Here is a 26303-nt window from a genome sequence, read left to right as displayed (position 1 = left end):
TAGTGCTTACGAGACCAAAATTAACGGGCCGCTGTAAAAGAACAACGGCCCGTTAATTTTGGAAAACTTATTCACCTGCAGCTTATTAAGCCCCTACATGCTCCTTATAAGCCTGTACGGTGTTGATCAAAAGCTGCGCAATAGTCATGGGACCTACTCCGCCGGGAACGGGAGTCATAGCGGACGCTACGCCTTCCAGTGCTGCGTAGTCGCAGTCACCGACCAGACCTTCGTCAGTGCGGTTGATGCCTACGTCAACTACAACTGCGCCGTCTTTGACCATCTCTTTCTTGATGAACTTGGGAATGCCGATGGCGGCGAAAACGAAATCTGCGCCTTTGACTTCCTCGGCGAGGTTGTCAGTGCGGGAATGGCAGACGGTTACGGTGGCGTTTGCGAAATCACCGTACTGCATGAGCATCATGGCAAGGGGCTTGCCTACGATGTTGGAACGTCCTACGACCACGGCTTTTTTGCCTGAGGTGGGCAGGTTGTAGCGTTCCAGCAGGGTCATGATGCCTGCGGGAGTGCAGGACCGGAAACCGGGCAGGCCGAGCATGAGCTTGCCTACGTTCATGGGGTGGAAACCGTCTACATCCTTACCGGGATCGATGAGTTCGAGACAGCGCTGGCTGTCCAGTCCCTTGGGCAGGGGCAGTTGCAAAAGAATACCGTCGATGGTGTCGTCTGCATTGAGCTTCTGGATCAGGGCTTCAAGCTCTTCCTGAGAAACGGACGCATCAATACGATGGGCAGAGGAAACAATACCAGCTTTTTCGCAGGCAATTTCCTTGTTGCGCACGTATACCTGAGAAGCGGGGTCCTCGCCGACCAGAATAACGGCCAGACCGGGCGCTCTACCGTGTTTGTCCTTGAGTCCGTCTATCTCTACTTTCAGCTCTTCACGAATAGTAAGGGCTGTTTCTTTACCATTCAAAATCTGCATTGAAATTTCTCCGCTGTTTTTGGCCTGTGGGTGAAAAAGCCATATTGTAATTTTCTCCCACTGGCAAGAAGACAATATCCTATTCCCTCACCGACACAACAACTACCTGCCATATACATAAAAAGGGCTGCGAAGATAACTCCGCAGCCCTGCAATAAACCAAACAATCAGACTTTCTCCTAGTCTTCGCCGAAAAAAGCTTCCTTCAGAGCGGGACCGTAGTAGATTCCATCATCATCGAGATCTTCTTCAATGCGCAGCAGCTGGTTGTACTTGGCAAGACGGTCGGAGCGGCACAGGGAGCCGGTCTTGATCTGTCCTGCGTTCAGACCTACTGCGAGGTCGGCGATAAAATGGTCGCTGGTTTCACCGGAACGGTGGGATACAACGTTGGTGTAACCGGCGGTCTTGGCAAGTTCCATGGTGTCGAGGGTTTCGGTCAGGGTTCCGATCTGGTTCAGCTTGATCAGAATGGAGTTGCAAGCGCCGCGCTCGATACCTTCAGCAAGAATATCGGGGTTGGTTACGAAGAGGTCGTCACCAACGAGCTGGATTTTTTCACCCAGATCTGCAGTCATCTTTTCCCAGCCGTCCCAGTCGCCTTCTGCAAGGCCGTCTTCAATGGAGATGAGCGGGAAACGCTCTACGAAATCAGAGTAGAAATCGATCATACCCTGAGCGTCGAATTCCTTGTTTTCACCGGCCAGTACGTACTTGCCGTCTTTGTAGAATTCGGAAGCAGCAGCATCGATAGCGAGAGCTACGTCAGCACCGGGGCGGTAGCCTGCGGCTTCAATAGCCTTCATGATGTATTCGAAAGCCTGTGCGTGGGACTCGAGGTTAGGCGCGAAGCCACCTTCGTCACCAACTGCGGTGTTGTGACCGTCTGCAGCCAGCAGGCCTTTGAGAGTATGGAAAATTTCAGCACCCATGCGCAGAGCTTCAGCAAAAGTCTCAGCGCCGATGGGCATAATCATGAATTCCTGAATATCGAGGTTGTTGGGAGCATGCTCACCACCATTGATGATATTCATCATGGGAACGGGCAGAAGCTTACCGTTTACGCCGCCGAGATACTGGTAAAGGGGAATGCCGAGCAGATTTGCACCAGCGCGGGCAACAGCCATGGAAACGCCGAGCATTGCGTTGGCACCGAGTCGTTCCTTGTTTTCGGTTCCGTCGAGTTCGATAAGGATATTATCGATGGTAACCTGACGCAGGGCATCCTGACCAACCAGAGCTTCAGCGATTTCTTCACGAACGTTGGCAACAGCAACCTGTACACCTTTACCTTTGTAACGGTCTTTGTCGCCGTCACGCAGTTCAAGGGCTTCACGGGTACCGGTGGATGCTCCGGAGGGAACAGCTGCACGGCCGGTAGCCCCGGATTCGAGAACTACTTCTACTTCTACGGTGGGGTTACCTCTGGAATCAAGAATTTCTCTTGCCCATACTGCGGTAATAGTGCTCATAACAATACTCCTTAAAAATAAATCAACACTTTCCGGTTACTGAACTACCGGGCACATTCCCGGTCAAAAAACCTACACTAAACTATTTTTCACTGCCAAACCAAGCCATGCGCAACCCGTCCAACAGGAGCGTCGGTTCCACACGGTCAATGGCCCGGCAGACTTCATCTATCTTGGAGGCAAAACCACCGGTAGCGATAAGCTCGACCTCACCGCCGAGGGTCTTGCTCAAGCGTTCGCTCAATCCTTCGACCATGGCTGCGAACCCGAAAATCAGCCCCTGATTAAGGCTGTCGGTGGTAGACTTGCCCGGCCTGATGGTCTCGGACTCAAGCTCCAAAGAAATATGCGGCAGCTTCGCAGTACCGGATGCCAGCGCCTTTGTGGACGAAAGCACTCCGGGGCAGATCAGCCCGCCCATGTAATCCATGCCCACCACGCAGTCGAAAGTGGTAGCTGTGCCGAAATCAACTACTATGAGTTTCTCACTGTCGCTGATCTGGCGGCCGGCAAAAGCGGTGACCAACCTGTCCGCGCCAACTTCCCAAGGCCTTTCGTACCTGTTGTTAAGGGATAGCGGGATGGTATCCGGAGCAAAGCGCAGTTCGCAGGGAAAGAACCTTTCCACGGCCCGCTTCAGGATCGGATTCATGGGCGGAACAACCGAGGATACGGCCCCGCCGAGGATATCCTCATGGGAAAAACCGGCCACACGGCATATTTCGAGCAGCTTCAGCCCCCATGAATCAGCAGTGCCGCCGGGATCAGTCGGCAGGGTGAATGAAGGCCCGATTTTATCACGGGTGGAAAAACCGATTTTTGTATTGGTGTTCCCTACATCAAAAAGTAAAATAGTTTCCGAACTCAAAAGAGGACTCCGCTGCTTACTGGATTCATACTCCAAAACCTAATACCATAATCCGTAAAAACTAAAAACATGATTAAGATACAATTATGGTACAACCCGGGACCGATTTTCAAAGACCGTTCGAAAAACGAAAATCGCAATTGATTTCTCTTTCGGTCCAGTCTTTTAAGACCTGTCTGGTGACCGCCTACTCCATTCTTTGAAAGGAATCAATAGGGTTTTCTGATCGGAAGTGAACACAAATATGTTCGAAAAGCAACATTTTTGTAATAATCTGATAGTTTATTGACTTGGGTTGCATTAAAAATTAAAAAAAATTAATCATCAGAAAAGTTTCAATTTTCAATGAACCCCAATGCGGAGCATGCCGTGCCAGACAAAAAACTTCTCTCCATTGCGGAAATTTCCCGGTTGCTGGAAGTCCCCGAATCAACTCTTCATTACTGGAAAAACCGTTTCGCCCAGTATCTGCCCAGCACAGGCCGCAACAGGCAGAAAAGGTTCAAATCCGAAGCAGTTGAAATTTTTAAAATTATCGCGTCCATGCTTAAGCAGGGGCATACGGCTGAAGATGTCATGGCTAAATTGTCCCGAAAATACCCCGTAAATGTAGCTCTTGACCCGCAAAATCATCAACCAGCTACACCGGTAGCCCCGGTCCAGATACAGCAGGCCAACCTTGAACCGGCCATCCAACTGGCAGCAGCAATGGGAACAGAAATAGCCAAGTCTATCAATGAAGGCCTGAAAGGAATGCTCTCCTGCATGCCCGCCGGAGCGGTAACTGAAGACGTAAAAGCCTGCATGGACAAAGCCACAGCGGACCTTAATGCCCAGAATGAAAGTATCGAGGGTTTACGAAATGAAAATGACCAGCTCAAGGAAAAACTTTCCATCATGGAGGCTGAGTTGGTCCGCTTGCGCAAAGACCGCCGTGAAATGGAAAAATTCCTCCTTGACAAGCTGAAAAACATTACTAAGTAATCCTTGCCTTTTTCGTTCCAGAAGGAACATCCCAAAATACAATCAAGAACCTTCCGGCTGTCTCGCATAGCCGGAAGGAATTTTATGTTTACGGAGGAATCAAATGACTGCACAGACAGAAAAATTCGAATTCAAGGCTGAAGTAAACCAACTGTTGGACATTCTGGTCCACTCCCTCTACACCAACCGCGAAATTTTCCTGCGCGAGTTGGTTTCCAACGCATCTGACGCCCTCGATAAAATGCGTTTCGCCATTAACAGCAATCCCGAGCTGGATGATGACGTGGACCCCGAGATTCTCATAGCTTACGATGAGGAAAAAAAGACCGTAACCGTGACTGATACAGGTATCGGCATGACCCGTGAAGAAGTCATGGCCAATATCGGTACCATCGCCCATTCCGGTTCCGCAGAATTCGTCAAGCAGGCTGCAGAATCCAAAGATAGCCTCGATTCTCTCATCGGCCGTTTCGGTGTCGGCTTCTACTCCATTTTCATGGTTTCCGACCACGTTGTAGTGCGTACCAAATCCTACCTGAAAGACGAACCCGCAATCCAGTGGGTTTCTGACGGCAAAAATGCTTACGAGCTGACTGAAATAGAGCCGGAAATGGATCACGGGACCATCATTGAAATTCAGCTCAATGAAGACAATGCCGAACGTTTCGGTTCCGAGGACAAACTGAGAGACATAGTTAAACGCCACTCCAATTTCGTTTCCTTCCCGATCATGATCGGCGGCGAACGCGTCAACACAGTTTCCGCTCTCTGGCGTGAACCAAAATTCCAGATCAAACAAGAGCAGTACGAGGAATTCTACAAATTCCTGACCTACGATGTGCAGCCCCCCATCGATACCCTGCACTTTTCCGTTGATGCTCCGGTTCAGTTCAACTCCCTGCTCTTCATTCCGGAAAAAGATCTCGACATCTTCGGCATGGACCGCGACAATTGGGGACTGGACCTCTATGTACGCCGCGTGCTCATTGAAAAGCAGAACAAGAACCTGCTTCCCGAATATCTGAGCTTCATCAAAGGTGTGGTCGATACCGAAGACCTTCCCCTGAATATCTCCCGCGAAACCCTGCAGGACAACCTGCTCATCGGCAAGATCAGCGCGACCCTGACCAAGCAGATCCTCGGCCAGTTGGAAAAACTTTCCAAAGACGATGCGGAAAAATACGCAAAGTTCTGGAAAGCCCACTCCAAGATATTCAAAGCCGGACATATGGATTTCGTTAACCGCGACAAATACGCCAAACTGCTCCGCTTTGATTCGTCCAAGGCCGAAGAAAACACCCTTGTATCTTTTGCCGATTACATTGAGCGGGCCAAGGAAGACCAGAAGGAAATCTACTACTCTTTTGTTGCCAGCCGTGAAGCAGCAAACCTTAACCCGCACCTCGAAATTTTCCGCAACAAAGATATCGAGGTACTCTATCTCTACGAACCCATCGACGAATTCGTTATGGAATCAATCCGTGAACATGAGGGTTTCGACTTCGTAGCCGCCGAGTACGCCGACCTTGAAAAGCTGGACAAATTTGAATCTGCAAAAAAAGAAGACGAGCCGGAACCGCTTTCCGAAGAGCAGGAAAAAGACATGGACGCACTCATCGCCAAGATGAAGGAAGTCCTCGGAGAACAGGTCGCGGAAGTAAAAATTTCCGAACGCCTTTCCGATTCTCCCTGCCGTCTGGTCAACCCGGACGGAGCCATGACATCTTCCATGGAAAAGCTGATGAAAGCCATGAACAAGGACAGCTCCATACCCACTAAAACCATGGAAGTGAATGCCGACCATCCGCTGCTGCGCTCCATGCTGGAAATCTTCAAGGTCAACCCGGATGACGAATTTATCGCCCTTTCATCCAACCAGTTACTTGAATCCGCCCTGCTGCTGGAAGGCTACCTGAACGACCCCCACGCTCTTGTAGGCCGCATTCAGAGCCTGCTGACAAAGGCCGGAGGATGGTACGCCGAACTCGAAAAAAAAGACTAGGATAAACTGACAAATGACAAAAAACGGGGGCCAATGCTCCCGTTTTTTTTTAACATTATACAAAACGATGTTGCCGCTGCTTCCGGCTTACGGTAGTATAGTTTCTAATTACTCAATCAGAAGTCTGCAACCTTTGCATGCGGAGCACCAAATGCCTTCAATAGATGATTCGGAAAATTTCGACCTGAAAAGCGCACTGGCCAGATTCTCGCAGGATCACGAACTGCTTGATGAAGCAATCGCTATTTTCAAGGAAGAAGCGCCCAAGCATTTGGAAGGAATAAAGACAGCCCTAGAGAAAAACGCGCTGAAAGAAGCTTCGACTTCTGCCCACACTTTAAAAAGTGAATGCGGGGCGGTTGGAGCGGTAAAAGCGCAATCTGTGAGCCTTACTATGGAAAGAACAACAGGAAAAGGTCACATTTCTGAGGCCATAGAATTGTACCCGCAATTGGAAAAAATGGTTATTCAGGCAATTGAGACTCTTCCGGAATCAACGATGGAGGCGGACCAGTAAAATCAACCTGTTTATAAAAACGCTAATAATCCCACGTCTTTTCTTTTTATCGGTCATAGGTTATGCAGCTATAAATCCAAAAGGCTTATATCTACATGAAAACGATCCTGATTATTGACGATGACGCAAGAATGCTTGAACTGCTCAAGCATTACCTCAGAAATGAAGAGGTCAAGGTCCTCACCGCTTCGGATGGCGAGGAAGGCTTGTCCTTATTTGAAGGTTCGGTTGTGGATCTGGTCATAATTGATATTTTCATGCCCAACATGGACGGCATTCAAACCATCATGGAACTGAAACAGAAGAAGCCGGAATGCAGCATTCTGGTTATATCCGGAGGCGGGGAATTTACCGGACTTGAATACCTGAAACAGGCCAAGGCACTTGGTGCAAAGGAAGCACTGGTCAAGCCGTTCACCGAAAAAGATTTACTGGCCACAGTACAAGGAATGCTGGCTTAATCCCTTCCCTCTCCTGAAAATTAGCGCCTTGAACAGGCCAGACTTACCCCCAACCCTACAAACGTTATTCCCAGCACTTTATTGATATATCTGCAAACCGCAGTTCCCTTAATAATTTCCTTCACCTTTTCGCCGCCGCAGGCATAAATCATCATACACCCAAAGGCGATGGCGGTAAGCAGAATCAAAAGCACCGCAAAATGCTCTACGGAAGCCTGCCCGCTACTGATAAACTGAGGAAACAAAGCGCTGAAAAAGACAATTGCCTTGGGATTACCTGCCGCCACCCAAAAGCCCTGTAAAAAAAGTTTTTTGTTTGAAGTGTTCTTAAAGGCATCAGCACTCTCATCTTCAAAAGAGAACTCACCGGACAAAAGTACAACGATACCAAGCCAGAGCAGATAAGCAGCCCCGGCATACTTGACCACCATGAAAGCTGTTTCAGACGCAGCGAGCAGAGCACCCAATCCGGCTATTGAGACTACGGCCTGCAAAAACGAAGCAACAGAATTACCCAAGGCGGTATAAATTGCGCGCTTTGCTCCGAATTTAATTCCGTGGCTCAAGGCTAAAATCATACTCGGACCCGGAATTATGGAAGCCAGAAAAACCGTCATTATGTAAACGGACCAGAATTCAATGGACATATATCCACTCCCAAAAAACAGGCCGTGCCCGATATAAATCGGGCACGGCCTCTATAATATTAACAGAGATATAGCCCCTTAGCCTTCCAGCTCAGCGGCAGCCTTCTCAACGGAATCAATAAATCCCTGACGGGCTTCCCTGATCTTTCCGGCCAGGTCTTCATCATGGAGGGCCAGAATCTGGGCGGCCATCCATGCAGAGTTCTTTGCTCCGACCTTATCAAGTGCCACGGTTCCTACGGGGAATCCCGGAGGCATCTGCACGGTTGCCAGCAGGGCATCCATACCACCGAGGGCGGAACCGCAGATGGGTACGCCCAGCACAGGACGGATGGTCTTGGCAGCCACAGCTCCGGCAAGATGTGCGGCAAGTCCGGCAGCGCAGATAAAGACTTCACAACCGTTTTCTTCAAATTCCTTGACCAGCTTCGCAGTCCTTTCCGGAGTACGATGAGCCGAAGAAACCGTGAACACGTGGGGAATACCAAGCTTGGTCAGCAGATCGGAGCAAGGCTGCATTGTGTCCTTATCCGAAATGGACCCCATGAAAATAGCTACTTTTGCACTCATTTTTTAAGACCCTTGTCACCTATGTCGCGACGAAAGTAAGCTTTATCGAAGCTGAGTTTTTCCACAGCCTCATAAGCTTTTTTCTGGGCTGCTCCGAGATCCGCCCCCAGAGCGGTAACACCCAGCACGCGTCCGCCGCTGGTTACTGTTTTACCATCTTCAAATTTTGTCCCGGCCTGAAAGACCTTTACGCCTTCAATCTTTTCAGCTTCCTCGAAACCGCGGATCTCCGCTCCCTTTTCATAGGAACCGGGATACCCTCCGGCAGCCATCACCACACAAAGGGTGGTTTCATCTTTGAGCTTCACTTCCACTTCGGGGAGGCGGTTCTCAACACAGGCCAGCATGATTTCGACCAGATCACAATCCAGACGCATTAAGAGGGGCTGACATTCGGGGTCACCGAAACGGACATTATATTCAAGAACGGAAGGACCGTCTTCTGTGTACATAAGTCCGGCATACAGGATGCCTGTAAAAGGCTCGCCTCGTTCGGCAAGCAGCTTGAGAATGGGCTTGATGACCAGTTCTGCGGTTTCGGCATACTTTTCACGGGGCAGGATGGGAGCAGGGCTGTATGCGCCCATTCCTCCGGTGTTAGGACCGGTGTCACCTTCACCGACAGCTTTGTGATCCTGTGCTGAAGGAAGCAGGGCGTAATCTTCACCGGCGCAGAAAGCGAGGAAGGAAGCTTCTTCACCCTTGAGAGCTTCTTCCACAACTACACGTTCACCGGCAGTGCCGAAGATTTTTTTGACCATCATATCTTCAAGAGCTTCAACGGCCTCTTCTACTGTTCCGGCCACAACCACACCCTTGCCTGCGGCAAGGCCATCCGCCTTGACCACGATGGGCGCGCCTTTTCCTTCTACGAACTTTTTAGCCTGTTCGTATTCATCAAAAACCTGAAAAGGTGCGGTAGGCACACCGGAATCACGCATGGTAATCTTGGAGAAAGCCTTACTGCCTTCAAGGTTTGCAGCATATGCTCCGGGACCGAAGCAGGGAATACCTTCCTTGGAAAGGGCTTCCTTGATGCCCAGCACCAGTGGCAGTTCCGGGCCTGCCACAACAAGATCAATCTTGTTGTCCTTGGCAAAGTTGACAAGGCCGGGCAGGTCGTCATCCTTGATGGGCACATTGGTGCCGTGCAGACGGGTACCGCCGTTACCGGGTGCGATAAAAATTTCAGAAACCTTGGGGCTCTGACTGATCTTCCAAGCCAGAGCGTGTTCTCTTCCGCCTGAACCTACAACAAGTATTTTCATGAAATAATTCCTCTTGGGATTGAGCTGATGTGACCTGTGGGTATTAACGTCCCAAACTGTTAGTTTGGCAGCAAGCATCACTTAGATAAATATTGCAGATTTGGCAAGAGAATGCGGCAGCCTGAAATAATTATCCGTTAACTCTTACATCAGCGGCAATAACGCCCAGAATCCTGCCTTTGGAATCGAAAAAAGGACCGGAAACCGTGATGCAGTTTTCTCCGGTGGCAGAAGATTCATAAACTTCGGACACATACAAGGTCTGGTCCTCAACTGCTCCACTGAACCACTCCCGCGTGGACCAATCCTTTCCGCAAGCAGAACCGTCCTCGGCAAAACTCTGCCCCTGACCGCTGATATTGCTGACCGTCTGAATTCCACTGTTATCGGTAATGTACAGAAGCTCAAGAAAACTATTTTTTCTCAACGCAGCGCGCATGGCCCGTTCCTGCAATCCCCTGTCAAGGGAGCGCACATCGGAAGATTTAGCCAGAGAATCAATTACTTCCTGTACCTTTCCGTTACCGACCAACTTAAACACACCGATCATATCATCAAGGTCAGCCACGCGTCCACCAAGAACGGAAACGGCATCACTGGCTCCGGACATGGCTTTTCCGGTTTCGTTGGAAATGGAATGAACCTCGGTGACAGCCTCACGCACACTGTCGCTGGCCTCGGCCTGCTGCACGGCCTCTTCGGCAATAAGACGCACTCCTTGAGAACTTTTTTCAGCCAGAGTCACAATCTCACCAAGGGCTTCCCCGGAACTGGTGGCCAGTCCGGAAGCATTGCCGGCCAGCTCGTTGATATGATTTACCCCGGCCACCGTCATTTCCACATGTTCCTGAATCCTGCCGATCTCAGTACCTACATCGCGGGTAGCTTCCATGGTCTTTTCCGCAAGGTTACGCACTTCATCGGCGACGACAGCAAAACCCCGCCCGGCATCTCCTGCACGCGCGGCTTCAATGGCGGCATTAAGTGCCAACAGGTTGGTCTGGTCGGCAATATCGGAAATCACAGACATGATACTGCCGATTCCTTCGGCCTGCTTACCGAGCGTCTCTACCCTGCCGTTAAGTTCATTGGTATTGCTCATGACCGTATTGATGGATTCAATAGTCTTTTCAAGTACAGTCTCCCCGGATCTTGCCCGGTCTGCAGCGGACTCAGCATCGACTGCAGCGGATTCGGCCCGGTCCACGGAATGCTTGATGGAAACGTCAATCTGTTCCATAGACGCTACAACGGACGAAAGAAACTGGAGCTGTTTTTCAGCCCCATCGCTGGCCTTTGAAGAGGATTCCCCCAGCATGGCGGAACTGGAACGTATTCCATCAACAGCAATCTCAAGAGTTCCGGCAGCAGAAAGCAATCCCTTACTGCGGGCCTGTTCTCCACGAACACGTGCTTCGTCTGCCATTTTATAGGCTTCCAACTGACGCGAAATTTCAATTTTACACTGTTTATCCGCATCTTCAAGTTTACCGGAAAGGTTCTGAATATATCCTTCAAGGCCGGCAGCTGAAGGCAGAATGGAATAAATGGGCTGCTTATCATCTTTAAACTCGGAACCGGAAGCAAGGGAATCGATCCAACGGTCAACCTCGGCATAACGGTCATTGACCTTGACCCCGGTTAAGAATCCGGAAACACAGACCAAAACCAGAGCTCCTCCAAAAAGACCCAGCAATGGAAGAACGCTTTCTCCAGTAAATAAATCAGGGTAAAAAAACAGCAAGAGGAAAAGTCCCAGCAGGACCAGCACATCCACCACAATATGAAAAATCATTCTGCCAGACATAAACAACTCCTTACGGGTATGGAATAATACATATTCCGGGGAAAAGGCCGAAAGACAGTTAAATGCTTCCGGTCAGGGTATACTCGAGGGCACCCACCAGTTCTTTCAGATGGATTTTATCTTCAATCCGCCCACCTTCCGCACCTTCTACATGGAAAACATCAAATACGGATTGCCCTGTGGTTGAGATACGGGCCATGCGCAGATTTATGTTCATACGGGAAAAAAACGCCGCCATATCGTACAGGATACCGGAACGGTCCTGAGTAATAACCTCAATAAGAGTACAATCCTCACTGGATTCGTTATCAATGCTGATCCGGGTGGGTACCCGGGTGGGGACAGATCGCGCAATAAGGGAATTCTGTTTCTTATGCAGCCGGTAATCAAGAGCCAGCCTTCCGGTCAGGGCATACATGATAGACCGCTCCACCCTGCCCCAGATATCATCAGGACAATTCTCAGAAGGGGCCTCTACAATGAAAATATTTACTGCGGTCCCGTCAGCCCATGAAAAAATTTCAGCAGAAAGGATATTCACCGAATGCAGGGCCAGCACCCCGCTCTGGGCGGCGAAAAGAAAATCCTGATCCTTGGCAGTTATGACCAGCTTGACCCGTTTATCATCCTCGGTTTCAAAGGGTCGCACCAGACTCAACCCCCGTCCCCCCTTACCCGAAGGTTTACGAACCATATCCCGTTCATAAGCCCGATTGAATTCAAGCACCTGCCGCATATGCTCTACAATCTCATCCGGATCTTCCACACTGAGGTAACGTTCCGGCATGCAGTTGATCAGGGACTCAACCATCCCGGATTCGACCACACCTTCTGCGCATTCACGGACCCGGCGCATGGTGTCGGTCAGCTGTGCTTCCGGCGCCATATCAATTAACGGATCATCTGTAAGAACCAGTTCCAGCCCGGCATAAATCTCCCGCAGCAAAGATTCACTCCACGAATTCCAGACTCGCGGCCCGGTTGCCATGGAATCGGCCATAGAAAGAATGAACAGCATGCGCAGTTTGCGCAGAGATCCGACTTTTTCCGCAATTTTACCCAACGCTTCAACAGAACTTAAATCAATTGAGCGCGAAGAGCGGATCAAAAGAAGATGTTCACGCACAAGAAAGATTACATCGTCCTTAAAACGGGCCGGAAAATCAGTTCGAGCAAGAATATCCGCGGCAATCTCGGCGCCGCGCTCACTGTGGTTGCGCTTCCCTTTGCCGATATCATGAAAAAAAGCTCCAAGAACCAAGGCATCAAAATCCGCACCGGAAATGCATTTACCGCCCTCGGAAAATTCATCACGAAAAATATCGCAGCACTTGTGGACAGTCAGCAGGGAATGACGTCCCGGAGGGTACTGATGGTAGCCGTCATAAGGCACCAGGTCTGCAACCTTTGAAAATTCCGGAAGAAATGATTTGAAAACACCACTGTCGAGCATTTCCACTGATGCACGCCAGCCGAATTCACCTTTAAATATGTCGATAAGCATCTTCAAAGCGCGGGTCAGGTTGATGCCTTCTGCAGAATTAATAGAGGAAACCGCACGGCGGGCTTCACGGGTCAACGGCGCCCCGGTCCGGGACTTGATACCGAAAACCTCCAGCCCGGCTCTCAGACCGGCAATGCCCCGGTGATCAATAAAGGAACGGGACTGGACATCAAAGGATTCACGGAAAAGAGCGTCCCCCATGGAACGAACCCTGACCATGGCCTGATGGATGGATGTGAGCAGGTCATTACCGCGCTTTGCCGGATCATAGCCCTTGACCCCGCATAACAATGCTACATCAGGCAGGACTTCAATTATCAGCTTATCCTGTTTACGCTTTCGCGACAGATGCACTGCACTGCGGGCCTGCATGAGCAGGGCTTCGGCTTTGCATAGATCAATAAGATCGACTTTATTCAGGGGATAGTAATTCCCCTTAATGTCGGCGCACCAGCGAATAAACTGGACGTCACGCAGGGTTCCCCAGCCATTTTTCAGATCCGGTTCAAGAACTACAGAGTCCATCCCCTGCCCGGTCTTGGAACGATTCTCCCAAAGGATACGGCAGAATTCGTCCCCCGCAACAGGAAGCACCCCGGATCTGAAATCATTGACCAGCCTGCGGAAAGGCTCCTCACGCCCGGCAATGAAGCGCAAATCCAAAAGTGAAGCCAGTACCTTGAAATCAGACTTCGCCAGCTCAAGATTCTGCTCCACAGTGCGCACGCCGTGGCCTACATCAAACTTGAGATCCCATAAGGGATGAAAAAGAAAGGAGGCAAGATCTTCAAGATCATCTTGAGCCGAGAGATCGGTAAGGATCAGAACATCGATATCCGAAAAAGGGGCCAGCTGTCCGCGTCCGTAACCTCCTACGGCTACGATGGAAAGATCTTCATAAGAAGAGAGAATGCCCTCCGATACAGCCTCCCTGACTCTCGACCTGAAATAATCATCCACCAATCCGCACAACTGCTGCGGAAAATCCCGCGGCATGCTCTTGGAGCATGCCGCGAGGAGTATTTCACGCCCCGCCAACAGATTGTCTACGGATAGGCCGGAGGACGATCCGGGGGAATTTTCAGCATTCATTTAAATGGCTTCCGGACCGGTTTCACCGGTACGTATACGTACCACTTCTTCAACCGGGATAACGAATATCTTGCCGTCACCGACCTTTCCGGTCTTGGCTGCTTCACTGACGGCTTCTATAACTTCAGGAACCCGGTCAGCATCAACCACAATCTCAACCTTGGTCTTGGCGATAAAATCCACCTGATACTCGGCACCACGATAAACTTCCTTGTGTCCACCCTGACGTCCGAAACCTTTCACGTCAGTAACTGTCATACCCTTGAGGCCGAGAGCGGCTATGGCATCTTTCACATCATCGACCTTGAAAGGTCTTACAATTATTTCAACTTTTCTCATTGGAATTATCCTGTCTTAGCGATTATGAATTCCAAAGGGGCTAAGCATATCAGCTCTCTATATCACCATGATTCGAAGCAAAGCTTCTTAACCAAGGGTTATAGGCCTTTGGTCGCCGAAGGCGAAATCATCTGACAAAAGCGCGAAGCGCATCAATAACCTGTTGCTAAATCTGGTACCCGGCCTCACTGTGCTCGGAAACGTCCATCCCGGAAACTTCCTCTTCTTCGGAGGGGCGCAGGCCGTAGAACTTGTCGATAACCTTGAAAAGCACCCAGCTGACCGCAAAGCAGTATGCCCATGTGGCAAGACATGATTCGATCTGAATCCAGAGCTGGGAAGCATTGCCGTAGAAAAGACCTTCGGCACCGATGCTGGCAAAAAGACCGGTCACAATTGCACCGTATGTTCCGCCAAGACCGTGAATACCTACAACGTCGAGAGAGTCATCATAACCGAACTTGGATTTCATGAGGACACCGCCGTAACAAACCATACCTCCGCCGAATCCGATAACAATAGAGGCCATAGGGGTAACAAAACCTGCTGCCGGTGTGATGGCGACCAAGCCGGCTACAGCACCGGAGGCAGCACCGAGCGTAGTCGGTTTGCCTGCATGCATGGCTTCAACAAGCAGCCAGCCGAGAACCGCTGCAGCCGCAGCAAGATGGGTGGTAACAAAAGCGTTGGCAGCCAGACCGTCGGCTGCAAGGGCGGACCCGGCATTAAAACCGAACCAGCCGAACCAGAGCATCCCGGCACCAAGCAGAGTCATAGGCAGGTTGTGAGGGATAAAAGGTTCTTTACCGTATCCTTTGCGTTTACCCATAATCAGGCAACCGGCAAGGGCTGCTGCTGCGGAACTCATATGAACAACCGCACCGCCCGCGAAGTCGAGAGCACCGTGATCGCCCATCCAGCCGCCTCCCCAGACCCAATGACACATGGGAGCGTAGACAAATATGACCCAAAGAGAACTGAAAATCAGCAAAGCACCAAACTTCATGCGCTCGGCAAAAGCTCCGGTGATAAGTGCGGGGGTGATAACCGCAAACATACACTGAAAAATCATGAAAAGAAGATGGGGCAGATTGTCGGCAGGACTGTTGACCGTATCCATGCCGACGCCGTTAAGAGCAAAAAAATCCATGCCGCCGATAATGCCGCCGATGTCGGTTCCGAAGGAGAGGGTATAACCGATAACAGCCCAGACAATTGAAACCAGTCCAAGCATGATAAAACTCTGCATGATGGTGGCCAGTACGTTTTTGCTGCGCACCATGCCGCCGTAAAAAAGAGCCAGCCCCGGAGTCATGAACATGACCAGAGCCGCACAAACAAGAATAAATGAAGTATCCGCCGAATTCATTTTTGATCAACCCCCGTTGATTTCATTCACCTAGTTTTACAATTATGTCTCTAAAATCGTTCTTATCGCTTCTTTTTTAACAATTTTAGAAAATCCAGCCTTCAAAAATGCACTTTAGTGACTTATTAAGCACACCTTGTGCCAAAACAGGGAACTTCATACTCACAAACCAGAGAAAAATACACCCAAAAAACATATTTGGAAAATTAGTACTAAAAATTATTTCAACAGTTGCCATATTTAAACAATAAGACAAATATACGCTTAGCTCTTGCATGAGATAATTCGGCAAACTGGGTCAATAAAGAAAAAACATTTTCCGCTGATTAGATGACAAGCCGGATTGACATCATTTAATATATGGCCATATAACTATAAATGAAAATCAATATCAAAAAAACAAAAGAGAACTCCATGACAAAACTTAAAATAGCACTATTACTGGCACTGACTATCCTCATCAGCAGCACTGCAGCCACAGCCGGCCAATTACAAACCACAGTTTCAATCCCGCCGCTAAAATATTTTGTAGAAAAAATCGGAGGAGAACTCGTAAAGGCAAACATCATGGTAAAAGCGGGCAGCAGCCCCGCAACCTACGAACCGCAGCCAAGGCAAATGGCCGAGTTAAGTAAATCGGAAATCTACTTTGCCATCGGAGTCCCATTTGAAAGGGCGTGGCTGCCGAGGTTCAAATCCGCCAACAGCCACCTTGAAATTATAAATCTGGGGTCCGGGGTAGCTCACCACGCTATGAGGGCTCATGTCCATGAAGACGGGCAGCATGAACAAAGTAAACATGAAGACCACCAGACCACAAAAAGGATAATGGACCCGCATGTATGGCTGGCCCCGCAACTGGTACGCATCATAAGTCAACAGATCAGAGACACCCTGATCGAACATGACCCGGCCAATAAACAGGCATACATTCACAACTACCTTGGCTTTGCCGAAGAAATAAATGAGCTGGATTCCGAACTGCTGAAGACATTCTCCAAAAATAAAACAGGCTTCAGTTTCATGGTCTACCACCCCTCATGGGGATATTTCGCCCGTGCCTACGGACTGACCCAAATCCCCATCGAACTTGAAGGCAAAGAACCCAGCCCCAAGAAACTGGCTCAACTTATAAATCTTGCAAAAAAGAATTCCGTCAAAGCAATTTTTATTCAGCCTCAGTTTTCAAAAAAGAGCGCACAGGCAATTGCAGACTCCATCGGAGCTAAGATACTGACAGCCGACCCGCTGGCGGAAGATTGGACCGCCAACCTGCGCCGCACAGCCGGAGCCTTTGCAACCAGACATTAAAACGACAAAAAGCCCGTTTACTTAAAAGTAAACGGGCTTTTTGTCGGCGATTACCGACTACTACAGTCGGACACAAAAAATCTTAAATACTGAACACTCCCACTAAAGTAACCATCAAAGCAATGGGAGCACAAAGTTTCATTGGAAAAGAGCTTGCTACCGGCATTTCAGAAGAAAGCTTGCTACGCAACTCTTTGAACGCCTGATCCAGTTCGCGCTCACTGCCGTGCCTCTGCTTTCTGGCCTGCTTTGCCTCAGTACGTAAAAGAACCATATCCTTACGATGCATGGATACTAAAGATTCTACACTACTCATCACACCATCTCCGTATATTTGAAAGAAATAGAATCGGATTTGTTCCTGAAAAGGTTATGGACCGGAAAGCCCGGAGGGGTCGGGGAGGTGGAGTGGGCTCTCCGGTCCATACTTGACTAACAAGCTACCCACCTCATAGCACCTTCCGTGCCAAAACTTTCCTTAAACCTGAAATCGTGCTATACTAAAGGGCTGCCCCTCCATATCCTTTGTTAGTGATAATCATTCCTACAGTATAAAATCTTGACTCATCATTAATTTAACGATATTTCACAAAAATAACCAAATAACACCATCGAAGAACCCAACCCAAAGACAACATCTATGACGATATCCATCAATGACTATAAAGCTCTTTCACAAGAACTGGACCCGGAAAAGCTGCAAACCAAGATCCTGGCCCTGCTCTTGAAACTCCAAAATGTTGAAAGAGGATCGCTATGGCTCAAGCGCGACAACATGTACGAATGCGTTGAAGCCATGGGGAACAAGAGTGAAAAGATAAAAGGAGTGCAGATATCCCCGCAGGAACAAAGCATTGTAGGCTGGGTCATCAAAAACGGGAAAATGACCGTCGCTGAAGCCGGAGACTCACGCCATTTCAGCTCCATTGAACGGAATTTCAAAATAAAAAGCAAATTGATCCTATGCTTTCCTCTGCATTTTAAAGGACAGGAAGTGTACGGGGCGGTGCAGGTAATTGATACCAGCACAAGCGGGGAACAGCTCAATCTAGACCCAGCTTATCTGACCATGCTGCAGGACATGGTGGATATCGGATCAATCTCACTACGCAACTCACTTGAATTCCAGAAACAACGCATTGAATATGCAGAGCTCAGCCGCACCCTGAGCAGCATCAGGGACAACAAATCCATTGTAGGTAAAAGCCAATCCGTAAACAAAGCCTTGAAACTGGTCGAAAATTACGGAGCCACGAATTATCCGGTACTGCTCTATGGGGAATCCGGAACTGGTAAAGAATTATTTGCCGAGGCAATTCATGCCCAGAGTTCACGGGCACAAAAGCCGTTCCTGACCCAGAACTGCAGCGCAATTCCTGAAAACCTGCTGGAAAGTGAACTTTTCGGTTATGTAAAAGGAGCTTTCACCGGAGCCACCACCAATAAGTCCGGCCTGTTTGAGGCAGCAGACGGAGGCACAGTATTCCTTGATGAAATCGGCGACATGGACATCAACCTGCAGGCCAAACTGCTGCGAGTACTGCAGGAAAACGAGATTAAACCTCTTGGCGGAACACAAACCAAAAAAATCGACATCCGCATCATTTCCGCCACCAACCGCAACCTTGAAGAAGAAGTGCGCTCCGGAAGATTCAGGGAAGACCTATACTATCGGCTGAATGTACTGCCCTTGAAACTGCCTGCTCTGCGTGAACGCAAAGAGGACATCAACCTGCTCACCGAACACTTCCTGAACCGCGAAGCAGCGCATAGCCACATGCTGCCTAAAAAAATGTCAGCAGAAGCCATGAAGGTAATGGGAGCCTACAACTGGCCGGGCAACATCCGTGAACTTGAAAACATGGTCAAACAATTTCAGGCCATGGTTCCGGGAGACACCATCACCGGCAGAGACCTTCCCCTGCACATTATACATCCAGGCACTACTCCGCCGCAAAAAACGCAGCAGAACAGTTCCCCGGCATCGCAGGAGCATCCCCCTTCCGCTCACGACCTGACTTCCATGACCTGGAAGGAAGTGGAGTATTCATATGTAATGAAGCTGCTGGAAAGATACCGCTGGAATATAAGCCGGGCCGCCCGCGCTGCAGATATCAACCGCTCCACCTTTGATTCACGCATGAAAAAGCTGGGAATCAACAAGCAAGGATAAAACTTCCATAAACAGGAAAGCAGAAACCGCTCACGGGAAGCATTAAACCGCTGACGGTAAAACCTCTGGACTCCGGCCTTGGCCCGGTGCTAGAAAAATGGATAGCTTAAAATCCGAAAACAGGCTCTTTTGTATAGCTGAAACGGATTACTCCATTTAAATTCTCACCAGCCTTCCGCCATGGCGGGAGAACAGTTCAAGGATTTACCAGATGCTCCTTCTCGGAATTGATGTCGGCGGGACCCATACGGACGCCGTTGCCATAGGCCCTAACGGTCTGGAAGCACAGGTCAAGGTCGCCACTGAACATGATAACCTGCTGTCTTCTATCAGGAACAGTCTTGGGGAAATTCTCCGCCACACTGACCCGGCACGCATAAAGCAGCTCAATCTGAGTACGACCCTCTCCACCAACTCCATTGTGGAAGGCAATTACGAAGATGTGGGTGTCATAGTCTCCGCCGGCCCCGGACTGGACCCCCATTCGTTCATGATATGTAAGGATTTCCATGTCATCCCCGGTTCGCTGGACCATCGCGGTTCGGAAACCAAACGGCTGGATAACCTTTCTCTTGAAGAAGCAATTGTTTCCTGCCGCAATGCAGGGATTAAAGTATACGCTGCGGTTACAAAATTTTCCCCCCGCAATCCGGCCCATGAAAAAGAAATAGAACTGGCTGTCGGCGACAATGCAGATTTCATCACTCTGGGGCACCAGCTCACCGGACGGTTGAATTTTCCCCGCCGCATTTCCACCGCATTCTACAATTGCGCGGTCTGGCGGGTTTTCAATAAATTCGCCGATGCCATATCAGAAACTCTGGCTGAGACTGGACTGAGAAAAATCAAAGTAAATATTCTCAAAGCAGACGGGGGGACCATGCCTCTCGATCTGTCACGCAGAGTTCCGGTGCAATCTATTTTTTCCGGCCCGGCCGCCAGTGTTATGGGTATTATTGCCTTGTGCAACATTACCCATGATTCAATCATATACGACATCGGCGGGACCACCACCGACATCGCAATTTTCGCTGGAGGCAGCCCTCTAATTGAACAGGAAGGCATCAATATCGGCTCCCATCCTACCCTTGTGCGGGCATTGAAAGTCCATTCCATCGGTATCGGCGGGGATTCTGCTATTTCAATACTGGATGGCAAAGTCCGGGTCGGGCCCAACCGCCTCGGCCCATCCATTGCGTTCGGCGGCGAGATCCCGACTCTGACGGATGCGTTGATCTGGAAAGATTCCTGCGATTGCGGCAATACCGAACGATCCAGATCAGGATTTTCCGCTTTTGCCGCGAAACATGGCCTAGATATGGATCAACTCGCAAATCAAGCCATCGGATACGCGGTGGACAAAATTCACGATTCCACCCGAGAACTGGTGGATGAAATCAACCAGCAGCCGGTCTATACAATACATGAGCTGCTGGATAACAGGAAAATCATCCCCCGCAAAATTTACATCATGGGCGGACCGGCACAAGCTATGAAGATGGATATTTTCCGCAAATTCCGTCTTTCCACCGAGGTGCCGCAGAACTACGATGTCGCCAACGCCATCGGCGCAGCCTTGACCCGCACCACCACCGAGCTGGAACTTTTCGCCGACACCGAGCGAGGACTCATGTTCATTCCCTCCCTCGGCCACCGCGAAAACATTCCCCGAAGCTACAATATCGAAGATGCTGAAAAAGATGCCATGAACCACCTGCTGGCCCACCTTGGCGAAATGCATGTGGCTTCAGACGGTTCCAATGCCCAGATCACAAGTTCCTCATCCTTCAATATGGTCAACGGAGCCAGCACTGTCGGACGCAACATCAGGGTTAAATGCCAGATCAAACCCGGCGTGGACCGGACATATTCATAAACGGAGTTAACAATGCTCAAGGCTGAAAACAGTCTGGGAATAATATTTTTCCCCGCCTTTGACTGGGCCATATCCCCCACCCACCCGGAGAGGGAAGAGAGACTGCTCTATACACAGGACCAACTGCGAGAAGAAGGCCTCTTCGACATAGAAGGCATTCGCGAATATAAACCGGAAGTTGCCTCCAGCGAAGATATTGAACGGGTCCATTTCTGCTTTCCGGAAGCTGCGGCCGTTGCCACCCGCTCACACTGCATTTCCGCAGGCGGCGCCATCAAAGCGGCAAAACTGATCATGGAAGGGGAAAGGGAACGAGCTTTTGCCCTCGTGCGTCCTCCGGGCCACCACGCCATGAAGACCGTGCAGGGCTCACGCGGATTCTGCGCCATCAACATCGAAGCTATTATGTGCGAGTACATCCGTGAAAACTACGGCCCCAAACGTATCGCCATTGTCGATACCGACTGTCACCACGGCGACGGAACTCAAGACGTCTACTGGCATGACCCGGACACCCTGTTCATCTCCCTGCATCAGGACGGGCGCACCCTCTATCCCGGAACAGGTTTCCCCCGAGAATCCGGTGGTCCCAAGGCCCTCGGACGCACTGTGAATATCCCCCTGCCCCCCGGAACTTCAGACGCCGGATTCATGATGGTCATGGAAAAAGCGGTTATGCCGATTCTTGAAGATTTCAAGCCGGACCTGATCATCAACTCAGCCGGACAGGACAACCATTTCACCGATCCTATCACCAACATGAATTTCTCGGCACAGGGGTATGCAGCACTCAACTCCATGCTCAAACCGGATATAGCAGTATTGGAAGGAGGCTATGCCATTCAGGGTGCCCTGCCCTACGTAAACCTCGGTATCAGCCTTGCCATGGCCGGGATTGACTATTCCCACGTGCGAGAACCGGGTTTCAACCCCGAAACCCTGCGCGAATCCGATGAAATCATGAACTACATCGCTACTGTCTGCGAAGGCGTGAAGGATATTTATTTCAATCCTCCGGCAGAAAGCAGCGAAGGTGTCATCAGCGGGGAATGGTCCATACGGCACCGCAATATTTTCTACGATACAGAAGGCATTACCGAATCACAGACCGAATCCCTGCTGCTCTGCGAAGACTGCCGGGGATTGCTCAAAGTGGAAAGCCAGCGCGAAGGCGGTCCCATGGGTTTCGGCCTTGAAATTCCCGCCAACGCCTGCGATTCATGCCGTAATCAGGGCTATTCTTTACTGGAAGAAGCGCAGGTAAAGAGCCGCTACCGCTACATCCAGCTTATCAACCGCAGGGAAAAGGATTACCTGCGTTACGGATTTTGACCGAAGAAACGTAAACTCCTCAGGTTGTGAGGGGAATGCCTGGCGGAGGAACCTCCGGGGGCTTAAATCTTTTTTATTGCGGTGCGTTCAGGCACCTGACAAATCCGCTTTCATACGGATTTATTAAAATGTTTTAAGAATCCCGTAAATTTTAATGAGGCTTCGCCGTTTTATTGTTCATTTTGATGTTTTGTTAATAAAAAAAGCGGGCAAATCCAGTTGGATTTGCCCGCTTTAATTTTAGCTTGCTTAATTTTATTATTTATTATGCATACCATGAATAATGTCGGAAAGATCCCCGGCCAGACGGGCCAGCTTTTCAATCGCTGAGGAAGATTCCACCATGGCCTGCTCAGTTTCGTTTGAAATACGGTTCACCGTTTCAGTTGAACGGTTGATCTGTTCGCTTGCGGCAGCCTGCTGTTCTGCGGCGGTGGCAATAGATCTAATCCGGTCAGCGGTCTCTTCGGACATGGATACAATGCGGGCCAGAGCATCACCGGACTCCCCGGCAAGACGAGTGCTGCGGTTTACAGAATCAACAGCAACCTCAGTGGCCTGCACGTTGGCCTTGGCCCCCTGTTGAATATTGGAGACAGCCTGATGAACCTCGGTTGTTGCCTGAACAGTTTTTTCCGCAAGTTTACGCACTTCATCGGCAACAACGGCAAATCCGCGCCCGGCTTCACCAGCCCGGGCAGCCTCAATTGCCGCATTCAGGGCCAGCAGGTTTGTCTGGTCTGCAATATCTTCAATCACGCTCAAGACATTACCGATAGCTTCGGCTTTCACATCCAGATCTTCCATGGATGCTTTCAGTGAACTTGCCTGACCGGAAACCTCATCAATAGCACTGACTACACCGGCTACAATATCTTCACCTTTTTCAGCATCAGCCTTTGCCTTATCGGCATCACTTGCTGCTTCCTGAGCATGGCGAGCAACTTCGAGTACAGTAGCATTCATTTCTTCCATGGCGGTAGCGGCCTGCCCTGCTTCCTCGCTCTGGACCATGGCGCCCTTGCGGGCCTCATCGACCAGTCCGCGTAATTGCTCGGCGGCGCTGCTGAGTTCGTAGACAACAGTATCGGCCTGCTCCGCAGCTCTGGCGATAAGTTCATTCTGCTCAAGAATATGCGCTTCGCGCTGCTTAAGCTCGGTGGTGTTGATGTAGAGGCAACAGCCGCCGATGACATTGCCGACCACATCGTGCAGGGGAAAAAGGTTGGCCAGAATATTTACATCAGATTCATCAACATGCTTGAAAATTACATCCCTGTTCATTGCCCGCTCATTCTTTTCCATACAATGGCCGATAAGGGACTTACGGTCATCATGGTAGAAAACCTGAGAAAGCATGCGCCCTTGATATGATTCAGGACGCTCTTTGGAACCGATCATCTCCAAAATCTCATTATTCAAGAAAGTGACATGCTCATTAGTATCAACAATACAGCACCCTAAAGGCAATCCTTCAAGAATACTCCTGCTGAAACCGAGACGTTCCTTATAAGCATCACTCAGGTTGCTTATTGCAGCGCGCAACCCATCCAGACCGGGCGTACTGCATTTATCAGCATCCGAATACCTGCCTTCAATCACAAGGCCAGCAAAATTTGTAAGACATTCCACAGGTCGGACAACCTGTTTTTTAAGGACAGTAAAAATTCCAATTCCCAGTAGAACCAGCAACGCTATAAACCCGGCAGCCAGCCCGGTCACAGCCCATGATTCTTTACTGTAAACGGTTAGAATTATGCCACAGAGTACTCCCGCGGCGAAAAGCACTCCCAAATAAATCCCCGCAACCACACGCAGGAATTTTCCATTTCCATTCTCCATGTCAGTTCTCCCAGCTAAAAAACGAATAACTTATGAAATCATCCGCCCATCCATTCCTGCCGACTTTCACACTGATATTGTCATCCGGATAAGACACCCCAGACTGTAACAATTGGATTGCAATACAGCTTCCGGCGCAACATGATGCCGACAAAACAAAAGATATTTCAAGCCGTCCAAAACCGAACCTTAAAACCTCGCAAATTCGCTTCTAAACAGTTTATAAGGGCTTGTCTAGACGTTTTGGATTAGCATAAAAAGACAAACGGGCTCAGCGCATAACACTGAACCCGTAACATATTCTTAACAAAGAACAAACTTTATTATTTTTTTAAACATTTTATTTATAGCATTATATCAGCAAACGCCCCGAAGAAAAGCACCACTGATATAACCCCGTTCAAAGTAAAAAAGGCCATATTCACCCGGCTCATGTCCTCAGCGGAAATAACCTGATGCTCGAAAATAAGAACTCCGCCAACAACAGCAAGGGTAGTGAAATAAACCCAGCCCAGTCCTGCTGACAGACCGGCCAGCGCGAAAAATATCACCGTGTTGATATGGCTGAAAGTAGAAATGGTCAGGGCCTTTTGAATTCCTAGGTTGGCAGGAACAGAATTCAGTCCTCGCTTGCGGTCAAACTTGCGGTCCTGTGTGGCGTAAAGAATATCAAAACCGGCCACCCAGAACATCACCCCGAAAAAGAACAGTATCGCAGGCAGGGAAAAAGCTGGATCAACGCACAGCCAGCCGGCGACCGGGGCCAGTCCCAGCACGGAACCGAGCACAAAGTGGCAAAGCATGGTAAAACGCTTGGTCAAAGAATAAAAAGCTGACCAACCCAGCGCAAAATATGAAAGCTTGTAACAAAGTTCATTCATGCCCTTACAAGCGAAAACGAAAACAACAGCACAGACCACGATAAAGCAAAAAGTAAAAAACGGAGTAAGTTCCCCGGTCACCAGCGGACGGGTCCGTGTACGCGGGTTTTCGCTATCAATATTAATATCGAAAAGTCTGTTCACCGCCATGGCAAAAGAACGTACAGCCACCATGGCCACGGTCAGCAAGGCAAAAGGCTTGAATCCGGCCCATTCGCCAGTGGCTAGAAAAAATCCCATATAAGCGAAGGGCAAGGCAAAAATGGAATGCTCAATTTTGACCATTCGACAAACCAGAGCCGTATTATCCAGCAATTTATTCAAATATTTTAAAAGAATATCTTTCACACCCTACTCCTTAATCTTTTGCTCGTTCTTTCCGGCAAACATTAATTTCAGCTGAACACTTCTTCTTTTGTCCAGATAAGAAATCGCTAAAACTTCTCAACCAGCACTGCGCCGATAACAATCAAGAATGCCCCGACCATACGCGCAGGCGTAGCCTCCCGCACGGCATACCCTATGAGGCCATAGTGGTCCAGCAGAACGGAGGCAAGCATCTGCCCGGCCACCATCCAGCACATCATGGTTCCCGCGCCCAGCACCGGAGCCACAATAATCGCCGCAGCCACAAAGAACGCGCCCATCAGCCCGCCGGTCCACATCCACCAAGGCCCTTTGAGCACGGCAGAACCTTCCGGGAGCGGAACTCTGGCAAAATACGCATAAGCAAGCAGACTCAGCGTCCCGACGGAAAAAGAGACTATGGCCGCCAGAACAGGATCGCCCACGAAGCCCTTCAGCCTGAGGTTCACCCCGGCCTGCGTAGGCGCAAGCGCACCAAATATGAAGGACATAAATATAAAGAATAAACGCATTTCAGTTTGCCTCCGTTGTCCATGGGGGCAATACTTTTTACAAAATTTTGCCCTCTGGACTCCCCATTTCAAAACCTTTTAGTGAGCTTCGCTACGTTAGCGGAAAACCGCAATAAAGAACACCGCACTATTTTGGACAAATAGTGCGGTGTTATGTGCCTCGC

The 26303-nt window shown here is 49.7% G+C and carries 22 protein-coding genes; 8 read left to right on the top strand and 14 right to left on the bottom strand.

What is annotated here, in order from left to right:
• Positions 1 to 85: 85 nt before the first annotated feature.
• The 3 genes from folD to ACKU41_RS13755 form a co-directional block, all read right to left on the bottom strand.
• On the bottom strand, positions 86 to 946 hold the full coding sequence (folD, locus tag ACKU41_RS13765) for a bifunctional methylenetetrahydrofolate dehydrogenase/methenyltetrahydrofolate cyclohydrolase FolD (protein ID WP_321401572.1): 861 nt from the start codon (positions 944 to 946) through the stop codon (positions 86 to 88).
• A gap of 179 nt (positions 947 to 1125) precedes the next feature.
• Positions 1126 to 2418, bottom strand: coding sequence for a phosphopyruvate hydratase (gene eno, locus ACKU41_RS13760; protein ID WP_319777962.1), 1293 nt, complete (start codon positions 2416 to 2418; stop codon positions 1126 to 1128).
• A gap of 82 nt (positions 2419 to 2500) precedes the next feature.
• Positions 2501 to 3286, bottom strand: coding sequence for a type III pantothenate kinase (locus ACKU41_RS13755; protein ID WP_319777961.1), 786 nt, complete (start codon positions 3284 to 3286; stop codon positions 2501 to 2503).
• 369 nt (positions 3287 to 3655) lie between these two features.
• Between ACKU41_RS13755 and ACKU41_RS13750 the strand changes: the two genes are divergently transcribed.
• The 4 genes from ACKU41_RS13750 (at position 3656) to ACKU41_RS13735 (ending at position 7250) form a co-directional block, all read left to right on the top strand.
• Entirely contained in the window at positions 3656 to 4270 is a 615-nt protein-coding gene (locus tag ACKU41_RS13750; protein ID WP_321401568.1) for a MerR family transcriptional regulator, read from the top strand.
• 103 nt (positions 4271 to 4373) lie between these two features.
• On the top strand, positions 4374 to 6272 hold the full coding sequence (gene htpG / locus ACKU41_RS13745; RefSeq protein WP_321401566.1) for a molecular chaperone HtpG: 1899 nt from the start codon (positions 4374 to 4376) through the stop codon (positions 6270 to 6272).
• Between the two features lie 151 nt (positions 6273 to 6423).
• A complete protein-coding gene (locus ACKU41_RS13740; protein WP_321401564.1) occupies positions 6424 to 6789 on the top strand; it encodes an Hpt domain-containing protein in 366 nt (121 codons plus the stop codon).
• Positions 6790 to 6884: 95 nt separating this feature from the next.
• Positions 6885 to 7250, top strand: a complete 366-nt coding sequence (locus ACKU41_RS13735) for a response regulator (RefSeq protein ID WP_319777957.1) — start codon at positions 6885 to 6887, stop codon at positions 7248 to 7250.
• 20 nt (positions 7251 to 7270) lie between these two features.
• Here ACKU41_RS13735 and ACKU41_RS13730 read toward each other — a convergent pair whose 3' ends face one another.
• From ACKU41_RS13730 to ACKU41_RS13700, 7 genes are all read right to left on the bottom strand, one after another.
• A complete protein-coding gene (locus ACKU41_RS13730) occupies positions 7271 to 7897 on the bottom strand; it encodes a LysE family translocator (RefSeq protein ID WP_321401562.1) in 627 nt (208 codons plus the stop codon).
• A gap of 78 nt (positions 7898 to 7975) precedes the next feature.
• Positions 7976 to 8467: a 5-(carboxyamino)imidazole ribonucleotide mutase gene (purE, locus tag ACKU41_RS13725; protein WP_321401560.1), complete on the bottom strand. Its 492-nt coding sequence runs from the start codon at positions 8465 to 8467 to the stop codon at positions 7976 to 7978.
• The gene (purD, locus tag ACKU41_RS13720; protein WP_321401558.1) at positions 8464 to 9735 is read right to left on the bottom strand and encodes a phosphoribosylamine--glycine ligase; all 1272 of its coding nucleotides are present in this window, start codon (positions 9733 to 9735) and stop codon (positions 8464 to 8466) included. Before purD ends, purE begins: the two co-directional genes overlap by 4 nt.
• A 130-nt stretch (positions 9736 to 9865) precedes the next feature.
• Positions 9866 to 11542: a methyl-accepting chemotaxis protein gene (locus tag ACKU41_RS13715; RefSeq protein WP_321401556.1), complete on the bottom strand. Its 1677-nt coding sequence runs from the start codon at positions 11540 to 11542 to the stop codon at positions 9866 to 9868.
• Positions 11543 to 11600: 58 nt separating this feature from the next.
• A complete protein-coding gene (locus tag ACKU41_RS13710; RefSeq protein ID WP_321401554.1) occupies positions 11601 to 14138 on the bottom strand; it encodes an ACT domain-containing protein in 2538 nt (845 codons plus the stop codon).
• Positions 14139 to 14477 carry a P-II family nitrogen regulator gene (locus tag ACKU41_RS13705; protein WP_319777951.1) on the bottom strand — a complete coding sequence of 113 codons (339 nt, stop codon included), beginning with the start codon at positions 14475 to 14477 and terminating at the stop codon, positions 14139 to 14141. It lies immediately after the preceding gene.
• Positions 14478 to 14643: 166 nt separating this feature from the next.
• Positions 14644 to 15846 carry an ammonium transporter gene (locus ACKU41_RS13700; RefSeq protein ID WP_319777950.1) on the bottom strand — a complete coding sequence of 401 codons (1203 nt, stop codon included), beginning with the start codon at positions 15844 to 15846 and terminating at the stop codon, positions 14644 to 14646.
• Positions 15847 to 16260: 414 nt separating this feature from the next.
• Here ACKU41_RS13700 and ACKU41_RS13695 point away from each other — a divergent pair, with 414 nt between their 5' ends.
• Positions 16261 to 17157: a metal ABC transporter solute-binding protein, Zn/Mn family gene (locus ACKU41_RS13695; protein WP_321401551.1), complete on the top strand. Its 897-nt coding sequence runs from the start codon at positions 16261 to 16263 to the stop codon at positions 17155 to 17157.
• Between the two features lie 82 nt (positions 17158 to 17239).
• Here ACKU41_RS13695 and ACKU41_RS13690 read toward each other — a convergent pair whose 3' ends face one another.
• The gene (locus tag ACKU41_RS13690; protein WP_321401550.1) at positions 17240 to 17473 is read right to left on the bottom strand and encodes a hypothetical protein; all 234 of its coding nucleotides are present in this window, start codon (positions 17471 to 17473) and stop codon (positions 17240 to 17242) included.
• A 324-nt stretch (positions 17474 to 17797) separates the two neighbouring features.
• Here ACKU41_RS13690 and ACKU41_RS13685 point away from each other — a divergent pair, with 324 nt between their 5' ends.
• The 3 genes from ACKU41_RS13685 (at position 17798) to ACKU41_RS13675 (ending at position 22538) form a co-directional block, all read left to right on the top strand.
• The gene (locus ACKU41_RS13685; protein WP_321401548.1) at positions 17798 to 19330 is read left to right on the top strand and encodes a sigma-54-dependent Fis family transcriptional regulator; all 1533 of its coding nucleotides are present in this window, start codon (positions 17798 to 17800) and stop codon (positions 19328 to 19330) included.
• Positions 19331 to 19541: 211 nt separating this feature from the next.
• Positions 19542 to 21206, top strand: a complete 1665-nt coding sequence (locus ACKU41_RS13680) for a hydantoinase/oxoprolinase family protein (RefSeq protein ID WP_321401546.1) — start codon at positions 19542 to 19544, stop codon at positions 21204 to 21206.
• Positions 21207 to 21218: 12 nt separating this feature from the next.
• Positions 21219 to 22538 (top strand): histone deacetylase, encoded by a 1320-nt coding sequence (locus ACKU41_RS13675; RefSeq protein ID WP_319777944.1) that lies wholly within the window; start codon positions 21219 to 21221, stop codon positions 22536 to 22538.
• A 258-nt stretch (positions 22539 to 22796) separates the two neighbouring features.
• Here ACKU41_RS13675 and ACKU41_RS13670 read toward each other — a convergent pair whose 3' ends face one another.
• From ACKU41_RS13670 to ACKU41_RS13660, 3 genes are all read right to left on the bottom strand, one after another.
• Complete coding sequence (locus tag ACKU41_RS13670) at positions 22797 to 24380, bottom strand: methyl-accepting chemotaxis protein (protein WP_319777943.1); 1584 nt, start codon at positions 24378 to 24380, stop codon at positions 22797 to 22799.
• Between the two features lie 344 nt (positions 24381 to 24724).
• Complete coding sequence (locus tag ACKU41_RS13665; protein WP_319777942.1) at positions 24725 to 25609, bottom strand: 4-hydroxybenzoate octaprenyltransferase; 885 nt, start codon at positions 25607 to 25609, stop codon at positions 24725 to 24727.
• 86 nt (positions 25610 to 25695) lie between these two features.
• Positions 25696 to 26139: a DMT family transporter gene (locus ACKU41_RS13660; protein WP_319777941.1), complete on the bottom strand. Its 444-nt coding sequence runs from the start codon at positions 26137 to 26139 to the stop codon at positions 25696 to 25698.
• Between the last annotated feature and the right edge of the window lie 164 nt (positions 26140 to 26303).

The sequence above is a fragment of the Maridesulfovibrio sp. genome (assembly GCF_963678865.1).
Classification (GTDB): Bacteria; Desulfobacterota; Desulfovibrionia; order Desulfovibrionales; family Desulfovibrionaceae; genus Maridesulfovibrio.
This window is presented reverse-complemented; position numbering and strand designations above follow the sequence as displayed.